Raw genomic sequence first — 12,910 nt, forward strand, 5'->3', positions numbered from 1 at the left:
CGGAGGATCAGGACACACACCGAACTGCGGTGTGTTCCTCCCCCTCTGTCGCATGCTCGATTCCCGAGCGCCTGAGAGATTCGGTAGTGATCCGCCGAAGGCGGAAGCCACAGCCTTTCCCCGTCGGCGGGTGGGTTGTCCCACCGCTTTCCAGAGGCGTCGGAGCCCGTACGGTCCTTGGTGCCTGAGAGATTGACGGGGAGGTATTGCTCCTTCGGCGCCCTGATCCCGCTCACGACTGACCTTTGAGACAAAGACTGAATCAAAGACAAGTTCGGTGAATCGGTATCCGAGGCTCTCCCGTACGCCGGCGACGCAGGCCCAGTCTAGTTGACCGAAACGCCTACCTGCACCGTGGCATCCTCCAAAGAGATGTGACGTACGTTATCCGGTTTTGCGGCTGGCGCGATTCTTGCGTCGCGAAGCCAACTCGTCTTCCGGGTTGGGATCATTTTCGCCGCCGTCGGCCCGCTCGGCGGGGAAGTCGGCGATCGTTCCGGTGAGTTCACGCATCGCGCCACTGACTGCGATGCCGAATACGCCCTGCCCACCCTGGAGGAGGTCGACGACCTCTTCGGGGGACGTGCATTCGTACACGGTGGTGCCGTCGGAGAACAGAGTGATGTTGGCAAGATCGCGGACGCCACGCTTACGGAGGTGATCGACGGCAACGCGGATGTTCTGCAGTGAGATGCCGGTATCGAGCAGACGCTTCACGATCTTCAGAACGAGAATGTCCTTGAAGGAGTACAGACGTTGGCTTCCGGATCCGGCAGCGCCACGGATCGACGGAACAACCAACGACGTCCGTGCCCAGTAGTCGAGTTGGCGGTACGTGATCCCGGCGATCTGGCAGGCACTGGGTACTCGATATCCGACGAGGTCGTCGGGGATGGAATCGTCCGGGAACAGGCCCGGCTGCAGCTCTTCGGAAGACATTTCTGCAGTCGCGGCACTACCGGCTATGCCCGTCCCGCGCTCATTCGACTGTTCTTCCACTGCCGTCTCCCTCTCGCTTCGCCATCATGTAACCAACCTGTGCTATCAGCAGTCACGAGAATCCCGTGCCGACCGAACTTTCAGATGTGAATCCAAGGCAGGTAATTCCATGAGTGGACTTACCCAGAGTACGCCTCGATCGACAAGGCGAGAAGATCTCCACCGCACGCAACGGTAAGTCCAGGAGGGTGCATGGTCAACGCAACACGCCGACCGAGACTCAACCTCTACTTGAGAGTTGAAGACTAAAGTCCGCAACCAGTCAATTCAGGCTAACCATCAGTGGCTTTGAAATCGTCCGGCGAGATGGTGTCGAGGAATTCCTTGAACTTCTCGACCTCGTCTTCGCGCTCGTCGGGAATGACCAGACCGGCCTCGGCGAGAACAGCCTCCGACGCGAAGATCGGAACGCCGATGCGCAGGGCCAATGCAATCGAGTCCGACGGACGTGCCGAGACAGTGGTCTGCTCGTCGAAGACGAGATCCGCGTAGAAAGTGCCCTCTTGCAGGTCCACGATCCGAACTTCCTTGAGGCTCCGACCGAAAGATTCGATCAAGATCTTGATCAGGTCGTGAGTCAGCGGCCGCGCCGGCTCGACTCCCTGTTGTTCGAGAACAATCGCGGTAGCTTCGGTTTGCCCGATCCAGATCGGCAGGTACCGATCGCCGTCGGACTCTCGCAGCAACAGGACCGGCTGATTCTGAGGCTGCTCGACACGAACTCCGATCACACGCATTTCGCCCATCGAGCTTGCCTCCAACCTGACGTGATCCAGCCGACCGACTCCGATGCGGTCGTACTGAAATTCTATTCGAGTGTGCCCCGCTGATCGAGGAACTCAGCGATCGAGACTTCCCCGAACTGCCGATTTGACCAGACACGTGTGCAAAGTCAGTGACAGAGCTGCCAGCTCCCGCACCATTTCCTCGGCACGATCACGTGCTCCGGCGTCACGACCCTTGGCAACCGGTCCGGCGATCTGAGTCACCAGTCCCGCTTCGCGATCAGCAGCCAACTTGAACGCGCGCAGATGGCGAACCTCCAAGCCGTACTCGGACATCGCCTTAGCGGTGCGCGCCAACGTCACGGCATCCTCGTCGAAGAAGCCCGCCGCGCCGGGAACGACCAAACCGGTGCGGATCAGATCGGTCAGAAACCGATCGTCGATGTCAGCGCGCGCGAGAAGATCCTGACGACCGACTCGAACTTCGCGATCGACCCGGAACGCCTCGGGTGAGACATCGCCCGTAGCGATCGACAGGACGCGAGCACGACGAGGCGCAGGAACTTCTGCACTCACCGTCGCTGCGCCACTGTCGATCGCTTCGAGTTGTTCTTTGATCACTTTGAGCGGCAGGTACTGATCGCGTTGAGCGGTCAGCACGAAGCGAAGACGCTCGCAGTCCTCGACAGAGAATCTGCGGTATCCCGACGGTGTCCGTTGCGGGCTGATCAAGCCCTCGGACTCGAGGAAACGGATCTTCGAAATCGTCACGTCGGGAAAATCTGGACGCAACCGATCCAGCACGGAACCAATCGACATTCCGGGCTGGCTCTGCTGCCGCACTGCCGTCATTAGCTACCCGCACCTGCTGACGACTCGCCGACCTGCGAACCGCCGGCACGAGGGCCGGTGAGGAACACCAGACGGAACTTGCCGATCTGAACCTCGTCACCATTCGCGAGAACTGCCGAATCGACAGGCTCACGGTTGACGTAGGTGCCGTTGAGGCTTCCGACGTCGACGACGTGGAAATCTGCATCTTCCTGACGGAACTCGGCGTGACGACGGCTGACGGTCACGTCGTCCAGGAAGATGTCGCTGTCCGGGTGCCGACCTGCCGACGTCGTCGGCTGATCGAGCAAGAAGCGGGATCCTGCATTCGGTCCCCGCTTGACCACCAGAAGTGCGGCTCCGGCGGGAAGGCCTTCCACACCCGAAACCGGCTGCTCGGCGGCCGGTGCTGCAGAGGAGGTGTTGTCGAGCTCATTGAGGAAGTCCGCGCGGAAAACCGAAGTGGTCTCCGCCGGCGACTCCCCATAGCCCGCGTCGTTACCGTTCTCGCTCACTGTTTCTCCTCCTGGGTCAATCATCCAGATCATGAATCACTGGACTACGCAGTGCACTTTCTTCACGAGCATCTTTCACAGTCACGTTCGATACGGCCCTGCGCCCCGACTCGGCACATGCGTACCTAACGACCGTACCCTGCGCAGACCGCCGTGTGCAGCGAGACAGGCCGCGACACAACACGAGTTGGCCGGTCCACGCGCAGGTTTTCTACTCGGACGTGAGTCCCTTGTATGCCTCCGCGTCCAGAGTTGCCGCGAGTGCGGCGTCGAGTGTGGCCTCGTCGGCAACCTCGAGTTCGACCAACCAACCCGTGTCGTACGGGTCGGTGTTGACGAGGTCGGGCTGTCCGTCCAATTCACCGTTCGCTGCAAGAACTTTCGCAGTGAACGGAGCAAAGATGTCGGAGACGCTCTTGGTCGACTCGACCTCACCGAGCGATTCACCGGCGGTCACGTCTTCGTCGACAGCGGGAAGCTGGACGAACACGACGTCACCGAGCTGCGACTGAGCAAAGTCGGTGATACCGACTCGAACTGAGGTCGGGCCGGTTCGCTTCACCCACTCGTGCTCCGCGGTGTAGCGCAGATCGGTAGGTGTATCGAGCTCACTCACAGTGGCTTCCTTTCACAGGCCGTCCGAAAGTCGGACGCAAAAAGATCAATTTCCGGGTTGAGCGTATTGGCGCGGATTCAATTGTCGCAAGACGGAGATCGTGACCTGCTGCGATTGCTCGACGGACGACGTTCCGCCATTGCGTGCGACATTGTCGAAGACGCCTCCGGGAATGTTCAACGCTGCCGCCAATGTCGGCGGATCTCCGATCGCGGTCACAGTGTACGGCTGCTCGATCCGGGTTCCGTCCAATTCGATCTCGCCGCCGCGCCCACTCACCCACGAGTTCACGCCGATACGAATGGGTTCGCCGTTCGCACCTGCGATCGAGACGGCTTCGGCACCGGCAGCACGCAGTTCCTGGATGAGATCGAGAATCACTTCCGATCCGACGCCGCCCGCCGGATCTGTCAGGGTCATCGTCACACCCGGTCCAGTGGCCGGAGCGGTCCCCACTTGAATGGAGAGTGAGGTCAGCCGCGCCCGCGCCTCGTCCAGCGCTGCTCCCGTGTTGCCACCGGCTTCCAAAGTGGCAAGCGATTCCTGAAGATTCGCGACTTCCTGCCTCAGCGCGGCTTCGCGTCGATTCAAATTGTCGAGAACCACCAGGAGGTCGGCAGGGCGCGCGGCGTCGAGTGAATCTCCGGCCACTGTGCTGCGTACCTGTGTGGCAATCGCAACGCCGAGCACGCCCAACAGCACAGCAGCGAGGATTGCGAAGACGACGTTGGTGCGGTGTTTGGACGGTGAACGCAACTCGTGACGACCTTCACCCGCAGTGGTGACGGGAGGTTCTTCTTCCGGTTCGGTCGTGGAATGTTCCGCCATGACTCACGCTCCGAACAGTCGGCGTCGCAATGCCGCTGCGTTGCCGAAGATCCGGATACCCAACACGACGACGATCGCCGTCGAGAGTTGAGTACCGACACCCAACTGATCACCGAGCCAGACGATCAACGACGCGACGAGCACGTTGAAGACGAAGGAAACCACGAACACCTTCGCGTCGAAGATTTCGTCCAGATACGCGCGTAGTCCACCGAAGACGGCGTCGAGCGCCGCAACGACAGCGATCGGAAGATAGGGCTGGATCACGTCGGGCACCTGCGGGCTGAAAACTACGCCCAGGACGATGCCGACGACCAGTGCTGCGAGTCCGTACAGGGCGGAACCGGCCTTCATCGAACTCCTTCTGTCACTTGGGTTCTGTTGGTTCTGTTGCCACTCGGACGGCGCGAGGCGCCGCAGGCGGCAGAGTCAACGAATCGTCTTCGGCCACCGCGAAACCGACTCCGTACAGTTGCGAGACGCTAGACATTCTCACGTAGGCGTCGCTGACGACGAATTTCCGCTGCAGTGCTCGCGTGTCTCCGATCGCCTCGACGAGGTACGGGGAGAAAACAGGTTGGTTGTCGACGAGCATCGCGCCGCCCGCCTGACGAATGGTCACCGTCGGCCCGATTCGCACGCCGCCGACGGCGATCGCCTCCGCTCCCCCAGCCCACAGGGCGTTTACGACGGTCTGCAGATCGCGATCGAGGACAACTGTCTTACCGCCGACACTCCGTTGCGACGCATCCGAGAGGTTCGGGCGTCCGGCCGGGTCGGTCAACGTCACCACCAGTCCCTCCCCGTGAACAGCTTCGGCTCCTGCGCCGGATTCGACCGCTCGCAGTTGGTCGAGGACGGCGCTGCCGCGTGCATCGCCTTCGAGCGCCACGCCGCGCGCGGCGTCGACGGCGCCGCCGAGTGAATCGCGGGACGCGGCCAGTGAATCGATTCGATCCTCCGCATCACGGACCTTCGCCACCAACTCGCTTCGAACCTCTTCGGTGCCGGTCACCTGCTTCGTCGCCTGAACAGCCGAGACCGTGACGATGAACCCGATCAACAGTGCGCCGAGGGCCAGCCACGGCCCCGTCTTCGAGGATCTGTTCTTGGTGTGCTCGTGCTGGCGTTCGAATGCAGTTGCCTCGTAGCCCGGGTCGAGATGTTCGGTCATGAGTGACCGAAGCAGCGACGGTACCGGGTTACGACGGACGTCCTCCCCGGTCGACTTCATCGGGGCACGACCTCGTGGGTTCGCGCAACGTCAACGGCCTTGAGCACGTAGATCGCGGCAGTCCACACGTACAGGACGGTTCCCCAGATCAGGAAAGCGAAACCGAAGGCATGGGTGAACGGTCCGATGGCCCAGTCTCCGTGCCCGGCAAGAATCAACGGCAGCGCGAACATCAGTAGGAAGGTCGCAGCCTTGCCGAGATAAACCACCTCGGGCGGTGGCAGGCCACGCCTGCGGTAGATCGGCAGCGTCAACGCAAGCAGAAGATCACGGCCGATGAGTATCGCTGCGACCCACCAGGGAATGAAATCGCGGGCAACGAAGGTGACCAGTGTCGTCACGACGTACAGACGATCGACCAGCGGGTCGAGAAGCGCTCCCAGACGCGAGGTCTGTCCGAGCACTCTGGCCAGCTTGCCGTCGAGCCAGTCGGTGAACCCGCTGAGCATCAGCAGCGCCAATGCCCAGCCGTCCGAGTGCGTGACGAGCAGCAGGTAGGCGAACAGTGGCAGAGCGAGTAGACGCACGATACTGAGCACGTTGGGAACAGTGAGAATCCGATCCGTGGGGATCGGTTCTTGTTCGCCAGAGTTCACTGCACACACCTCGCGTCGTTCGATTGCCGTGCGGCCAGCTTTCCACAGCACGACGGACTATTCGCCGAGGCGCCGTAGCCTGAACTGTCCCGAGCGTGTCGAGCTGCCCTTATCTCCAGGCGAACACCGGCTGCTCGAGCTTGTCGATGCGCGTGTGCCGTCCGTTCAGCACTTCGCGGAACTGATAGATGACGGCTCCGGTCGGCGCATGGATCAAGCTCGTTCGGAACGGCCATTGGATCACCGGGTTCGGTGACTCCTCGATGGTGACGAAGCGCGAGTCCACGTCGAGCTCCTCCGACGTGACGGCATACACCTGGGCCACCTCGTCGGGATTGGGTACCAGTCCCCCGATGTCGTCGCCCGACCACATGACGAACGGCCGGATCACGAATCCCGAACGAGTGACGTAGTCGTCGAGCCGGCCGATGATCTTCGACTCGGGAACGTCGACACCCAGCTCCTCGGAAAGTTCCCGAACCGCTGCCTGTTCGGACGACTCGCCCGGGTCGACGCTTCCGCCCGGCAACGCGAATTGACCGGGGTGGGCGCGCATCTTGCTCGGCCGCTTCGTCACCGGGAACACTGGTGTTCCGTCCGCAGTCCGCATGACGACGATGACCACCGACGCCGAGCGCCTTCCGTCCAATTCGACCGACCGAGGTTCGAAAGCGGCAAGTGAGGCGACCACGTGGTCCCGATTCAGTAAATCTCCGTTCACCATGGCTCGACAGTAGCGCCACGAGACTGAGACCCTCAGCCAGTCTGGTCCATTTTGGCCGCTTCGCCTGATTATCGGTCTGTATTCCTGTCATGCTGAACAGGCAGAATCCACCGTGCGGCATGGCGAGAAGAGAACCTCGATGGCTGAGCAGTCCCAGACCCCCACCCCGCAGACCGACCAGAGCGCGCCGGGCGCGTCGAATCGGGCCTCTCGCTTTGCCTCCGACACGCTGAGCGTCCTGCGGCGTGTGCCGTTCACCGCGAGCGTCGTGCTCACCATCACCGTCGTCGGGATCGCGACCGGCGCCCTGTGGAATCACGTCCGTACCTACTCGTGGTTCAACGACATCGCCTACGGAGTTCCTGCCTTGCAGGAAGGCAAGTGGTGGACTCTCGTCACGGGGTGGTTCTTCGGATTGACGCCGGGTCAGTATGTTTCGATCATCGTCGTTTTTGCCTTCGCGGTCGGCTGGTGCGAATGGCGCCTGGGAACCAAGAACGCGGCCATCGTCACGATCAGCGGTCAGTTGGCGGGCGAACTCGGTGCATCGCTCCTCCTCTGGGCGGGCAGCCACACCGACTGGGATTGGGCTCGCAACCTCGCCACCCACCGCGACGTCGGCGTGACCACCGCAATCATCGCCGCACTCGCCGCGACCACAGCAACACTCCGCTCGCCCTGGCGAATGCGAGTCCGCGCCATTCTGTGTGCGTACATTGCGATCGCGTTCCTCTTCGAAGGCCGCCTCGCCGACGTGCAGCACCTCATCGCGGTCGCGATATTCCTGCCGGTGGGCGAGAAGTTCTTCGGCGACGGAGCGCGCGGGTTCATCCCCCGAACGCGACGCGAGATCCGCCTGCTCGGATTCATCGGCCTGCTCCTGATCGGCGTGGTCGAGATCGCCGTCTGGCTGTTCCCCGGAAGCGGACCGTTCGGGCCGACGGAAGCCGAAACCGGTTCGGGCTGGACGGCATTGATCGACGTGGTCATCGTTGCCCTGATCGCGGACCAGTTGCGACGAGGTCGCCGCTGGGCCTGGTGGGTTGCCGTGGTGTTCGGTTCACTGACGGTCTTGGCCACCGCCCTCGTCCTCGTCTCGGTCATCTTCTTCGACTACGAGAGCGCCGGCGCCGTCACGGTCGGTACCGCGCTGCTCTGGCTTCTCGAACTCATCTTGTTGATCAAGGGCCGCCACGCTTTTCACGTACCGATGCGGCGCAAGATTCGAGGCGGGCCGTTGTCCGGGAACGATCCGCGCGCCGCCGCTCGGGAACTGCTCAAACGACACGGCGGCGGAACCATGTCGTGGATGACGACGTGGGACGGCAACAGTTACTACTTCGGCGAGTCGGGTGAGAGCGTCGTTGCATTCCAACGGCATGTCGGTGTCGTCGTGGTCCTGGCCGATCCGATAGCGAGCCCCGACCGACTTGCCGCAGCGGTCGACGAATTCACGACGATGTCCGAAGCCAACGGCCTCACTCCCTGCTTGTTCTCCGTGGGGAAGGAGACAGCCGACGCCGCCACCCGGCGTGGCTGGCGCACCGTTCAGGTCGCCGAAGACACGATCGTCGACCTACCAGAACTGCAGTTCACCGGTAAATCCTGGCAGGACATCCGCTCGGCGCTCAACAAGGCCAAGAAGGACGACATCACCTTCCGGATGACAACATTGGCCGACGAGCCGTTCTCCGTATTGGCTCAGGTGCGCGCCATCTCCGAGGAATGGGTGGGCGACAAGGGGCTACCCGAGATGGGGTTCACCCTCGGAAGCGTCGAGGAGGCGCTCGACCGCGACGTCCGGGTCGGCTTGGCCGTCGACCCGACCGGAAGCATTCACGGCGTCACCTCGTGGTTGCCGGTGTACGGCGAAGGCGGCGTGGTTCAGGGTTGGACACTCGACGTCATGCGTCGACGTCCCGACGGGTTCCGTCCGGTGGTCGAGTTCCTCATCGCATCGTCGGCCCTCGAGTTCAAAGAACAAGGTGCCCAATTCGTCTCACTGTCCGGAGCACCGCTCGCCCGCAGCGACGACGGCGCCGACGCCGCATCGATGGACCGCCTGCTGGACATGCTCGGAGCCGCGATGGAACCGCTCTACGGCTTCCGGTCTCTTCACGCGTTCAAGAAGAAGTTCAAGCCGAGGTACGAACCCGTTTTCCTGTGTTTCCGCGACGAGGCCGACCTGCCTCGGATCGGAATCGCACTGACGCGTGCCTACCTGCCCGACGCAACGGCTCCTCAGCTGATCAAGCTCGCCACCAGCAAGAGTTGACGCCGTGCGGTCCTGGTTCGAGCACACGGTCGTCGACACCGGCAGGCTCCCGCTGTTCTTCCTCCTACTCGCCTTTGTCCTGACGTTCCTGTTCATCCGCTTCAGCGTCCGGATGATCCGGGCCGAGGTCTCGTGGTGGCCAGGCAATGTCACGCCCGGTGGAATGCACATCCACCACATGGTTTTCGGTTTGATGATGATGCTCGTGTCCGGCTTCGCCTTCATCGCTCTGGCCGACTATCACACCCCGATCGCCAATTGTGTTCTCGCGTCGGTGTTCGGTATCGGCAGCGCGTTGGTCCTCGACGAGTACGCGCTCGTGTTGCATCTGCGCGATGTCTACTGGGCCGAGGAGGGTCGCTCGTCCATCGACGCGGTGTTCGTTGCCATCGCGATCTCGTTCCTTTTCCTTCTCGGGGTCCACCCGATCGGGTTCGCGGGAGAGTTCGACCCGTACGAGCAGGACCGTAGCCTGGCGACGTTGATCGGCGTTGTCGTCGCGATCGTCATCCAACTCGGACTCGCCGTGATCACGTTGATGAAGGGCAAACTCTGGACCGGCTTGATCGGGCTGTTCTTCACCCCACTTCTGTTGATCGGAGCAATTCGGTTGAGTCGCCCGGGTGCCCCGTGGGCGCGCTCGCGTTACCGCGACAAGCCGGCGAAGATGAGCCGGGCAGTGGCCCGTGAACAGCGTTATCGCGAGCCGATGATCCACGCGAAGATCTACGTTCAGGAAACGGTGTCGGGAAGTTTCGGTTCCACTCCCCCGCCCCCACCACCGCTCCCCGTCGTCGACACCACAACCCCCACGTCGAAGGTCGGATTGTCGCGGCGGCTCTCGGACAGAATTCGCTGGCGTCGAACTCGCCGACGACTACGAACAGTCCCCGTCTGGCGTCTCCCCGTGATCCTCGTCGTCCTGTCCGTCGTCACCGCGAACATCCTCGTCGGGATCGACGGAGACCTGGTCAGCGACGGCGACGTCGGTACCATTTCCGAGGGCGTCGACGCCGGGGCCACCGCGACGCTGCTCAGCGTCATCGCCGGCGGGATGATCACTCTCACCGGTCTGGTGTTCACCGCCATCACCCTCGCAATGCAGTTCGGCGCCTCGCAGATTTCGGTGCGGGTGGTCCCGATGCTTGCGCAACAGCGAGTGATGCGGTGGTCGATCGGCATGTTTCTGGCCACGTTCGTCTTCTCGTTGATCATTGCGCTCGATCTGGCGCTCGATTCGGAGAATTCCTCACCGACCATCTCCACGGCGATCGCACTGCTTCTGGCATTGGCCAGTGCGATCCTGTTCATCGCGTTGGTGGCGAAGGTCGGGTCGATTCTCAATTCCAGTCGGTTGCTGCGTTGGATAGCGGCCCAGGGCCGGAGCGCGACGATTCGTGCCTATCCGCTATACGAGGACCTGCCCTCTGGCGCACCGAAACCCAGTCAGCCGCTCCCCCTACCCCAACCGCGCGAGTCCGAGAACTCCGAGAGCGCCGACGCACTGGTGATTCGCCTGCGCCACCTCTCACCCGACGGCCGGATTCTGCTGGCGATCGATCTCGCACGACTGCAGCGGTTGGCCGGCCGCTGGGACGTCTCGGTCGAAGTCGTCCCCAGCATCGGCGAGTTCGTCGCCCAGAACGCGCCCCTCTTCGAGGTACGCGGACCCTCGCTGAAGGTACGCCCGGACACCTTGATGTCGTGCTTGATCTTCGGTGACACGCACAGCCCGGTCGTCAGCCCCGGTGCAGCGCTGCAGTCGATCGTGGACATCGCGCTCAAGGCACTGTCACCCGCCATCAACGACCCGGGCCGAGCCGTCCAGGCTCTCGACCACATCGAAGATCTTCTGGTACTTCTCGCCCCGCGGGTCCGCTTCGACACATCAACCTCGGATCTCACGCTGATCAGAGGGCAGCAACGCACCTGGACCGATTACGTGTCCGTCGCCACCGACGAGATCCGGCACTTCAGTACCAATTCCGCGCAGGTCAAGCGTCGTCTACGCGCGGTATTCGCAACCTTGCTCGAAGCCTGCCCGCCGGACCAGCACCCTCCGCTACTCGAGCGCGTCGACGCACTCGATGCGCAATTGACCCGAGAATGGACCGGCGCACTCGACCTTCGGCTCGCGAGTGTGGCGGATCCGCAGGGATTGGGCTCCGAAGCCGGGGCGACCGGAAGAATTCACCCGCTGATCATCGGGTCTTCGGAACTTCCGGACGATCGTTCATCCGGGCAGGCCGAGTCGCGTTCCCAGCCAACCTAATTGACTCGCCAATCCAGCCGACCACACCTGGAAGCTGTGCCCTCCGTCGACCTCGGCGTACTGGACGTCCATCCCTGCGGCCTTTGCGGCTTCGTAGAGCGTTTGAAGACCTGGGCGGTAGTCGTTGTCCTGTTTGCCGACCACGAACACCCCGGCGCTGTCGGGGAACTTCTTCTCCCGGAGCAGATCCTGCGGATTCACTGCCACGAACGCGGCTTCATTGCCGCCGAACGCTGCATCGACCGTCTGCTTGCGATCGCCGAGTGTGGGTTCGATCTGACCGGACAGATCCAGGAACGTCGGATAGACCGCGGGGAAGTTAGTCGCCATCTGGAACGCGCAGGTACCGCCGTAGGAAAGTCCCCCGATCGCCCACTTCCTCGGGTCGGGATCCACCTGGAGGTTCCCGCGCACCCAGTCGGGAACATCGCGCGAAAGGTACGTCGCGACGTTCCCGAGTTGAGAATCGACGCAGAGCGGATTCGCCAGTTCCGACCCGGTCCCGTCAGCAACGACGACAACGGGAGCCAAGCCCGAATGCGCAGCGGCGTAGGCGTCCATGGTCTGGACGAGACGTCCGCCCTGTAGCCAGTCCTCGGGCGCGCCTGGTTGGCCGGCCAGCAGGACCAACACCGGCAACTCCGGTCGTGGGTTGGTGAAATACGCGGGCGGTAGGTAGATCTCGGCGTCGCGGGCGCTGAATCCGGAGACCGTCCCCGCAATCGTGACCGTGCTGACCTTGCCCGCCGACGGCATGTCCGCGGGATCCTTCCATTGCGAAACCGGTACCGCCCCGTCCTTGCCGTCGTCCAGGTCGGCGAGTGAAACCTTCTCCGCGTCCGAGAGTCCCAGCGCTGTTCCCAACGTCGGATACGACTGGAACTGCAGATTCACGTGAGCCGCGCTCGACACGACCACCAGGAGCACCGAGACCACGGTGAGCACGCGACCGTCGATCCGCGTCGCCGCAAATACCCGCGAAACACCCAGCAGCACGCCGAGAATGCCCAACCCGATCCACACGTAGACCGGACGGGCAATCGGATCGGGGAACGGGTGCCACACCTTCTCGATCAGCCAGTACAGCACGAGAGTGATCGCGATTGCCGCGACGATGCAGACCGGAATCGAGATCAGCACGTGACGCCTCGATCTCGAGAAGATCAGCCAGAGAAGTGCCAGAATTCCGAGCACCGTCACCACGGGCGGAACCGGGCCCGTGACCAGCGACAGATCCGTGATCGTGTGCACGTCGTCTCCCGTCGCAGCCCTGTTTAGACAATATCCAAGAACAG

At 62.6% G+C, this 12,910-nt stretch carries 13 protein-coding genes and 1 riboswitch; of the genes, 2 read left to right on the forward strand and 11 right to left on the reverse strand.

Features of this window, described 5'->3' with window-relative positions; translation table 11 throughout:
- Positions 1-35: 35 nt before the first annotated feature.
- Positions 36-164, reverse strand: a riboswitch (glycine riboswitch).
- 220 nt (positions 165-384) lie between these two features.
- The 10 genes from ACVZUB_RS15590 to ACVZUB_RS15635 form a co-directional block, all read right to left on the reverse strand.
- Positions 385-939: a MerR family transcriptional regulator gene (locus ACVZUB_RS15590; RefSeq protein WP_207624564.1), complete on the reverse strand. Its 555-nt coding sequence runs from the start codon at positions 937-939 to the stop codon at positions 385-387.
- Between the two features lie 332 nt (positions 940-1,271).
- Complete coding sequence (locus tag ACVZUB_RS15595; protein ID WP_003946194.1) at positions 1,272-1,745, reverse strand: bifunctional nuclease family protein; 474 nt, start codon at positions 1,743-1,745, stop codon at positions 1,272-1,274.
- 93 nt (positions 1,746-1,838) lie between these two features.
- Positions 1,839-2,576 carry a transcriptional regulator FtsR gene (gene ftsR, locus ACVZUB_RS15600; RefSeq protein WP_003946161.1) on the reverse strand — a complete coding sequence of 246 codons (738 nt, stop codon included), beginning with the start codon at positions 2,574-2,576 and terminating at the stop codon, positions 1,839-1,841.
- Positions 2,576-3,070: a glycogen accumulation regulator GarA gene (garA, locus tag ACVZUB_RS15605; protein WP_003946166.1), complete on the reverse strand. Its 495-nt coding sequence runs from the start codon at positions 3,068-3,070 to the stop codon at positions 2,576-2,578. Before garA ends, ftsR begins: the two co-directional genes overlap by 1 nt.
- Positions 3,071-3,281: 211 nt before the next feature.
- Positions 3,282-3,686: a glycine cleavage system protein GcvH gene (gene gcvH / locus ACVZUB_RS15610; protein WP_003946160.1), complete on the reverse strand. Its 405-nt coding sequence runs from the start codon at positions 3,684-3,686 to the stop codon at positions 3,282-3,284.
- A gap of 45 nt (positions 3,687-3,731) precedes the next feature.
- A complete protein-coding gene (locus tag ACVZUB_RS15615; RefSeq protein WP_165639292.1) occupies positions 3,732-4,514 on the reverse strand; it encodes a DUF881 domain-containing protein in 783 nt (260 codons plus the stop codon).
- Between the two features lie 3 nt (positions 4,515-4,517).
- Positions 4,518-4,868 (reverse strand): small basic family protein, encoded by a 351-nt coding sequence (locus ACVZUB_RS15620; protein WP_003946178.1) that lies wholly within the window; start codon positions 4,866-4,868, stop codon positions 4,518-4,520.
- A gap of 13 nt (positions 4,869-4,881) precedes the next feature.
- Positions 4,882-5,748, reverse strand: coding sequence for a DUF881 domain-containing protein (locus tag ACVZUB_RS15625; protein ID WP_003946177.1), 867 nt, complete (start codon positions 5,746-5,748; stop codon positions 4,882-4,884).
- Positions 5,745-6,344, reverse strand: a complete 600-nt coding sequence (locus tag ACVZUB_RS15630) for a CDP-alcohol phosphatidyltransferase family protein (RefSeq protein ID WP_030537518.1) — start codon at positions 6,342-6,344, stop codon at positions 5,745-5,747. The genes ACVZUB_RS15625 and ACVZUB_RS15630 overlap by 4 nt, the downstream gene beginning before the upstream one ends.
- Before the next feature lie 109 nt (positions 6,345-6,453).
- A complete protein-coding gene (locus tag ACVZUB_RS15635; RefSeq protein WP_070161064.1) occupies positions 6,454-7,068 on the reverse strand; it encodes an NUDIX hydrolase in 615 nt (204 codons plus the stop codon).
- Positions 7,069-7,207: 139 nt separating this feature from the next.
- Between ACVZUB_RS15635 and ACVZUB_RS15640 the strand changes: the two genes are divergently transcribed.
- Positions 7,208-9,343, forward strand: a complete 2,136-nt coding sequence (locus ACVZUB_RS15640) for a phosphatidylglycerol lysyltransferase domain-containing protein (RefSeq protein ID WP_165639293.1) — start codon at positions 7,208-7,210, stop codon at positions 9,341-9,343.
- A gap of 4 nt (positions 9,344-9,347) precedes the next feature.
- Positions 9,348-11,615: a DUF2254 family protein gene (locus tag ACVZUB_RS15645; protein WP_482627498.1), complete on the forward strand. Its 2,268-nt coding sequence runs from the start codon at positions 9,348-9,350 to the stop codon at positions 11,613-11,615.
- Here ACVZUB_RS15645 and ACVZUB_RS15650 read toward each other — a convergent pair.
- Positions 11,577-12,866, reverse strand: a complete 1,290-nt coding sequence (locus tag ACVZUB_RS15650; RefSeq protein WP_391591222.1) for an alpha/beta hydrolase — start codon at positions 12,864-12,866, stop codon at positions 11,577-11,579. The two genes, ACVZUB_RS15645 and ACVZUB_RS15650, sit on opposite strands and share 39 nt — an antisense overlap.
- Between the last annotated feature and the right edge of the window lie 44 nt (positions 12,867-12,910).

The organism is Rhodococcus sp. OS5 (genome assembly GCF_056837585.1).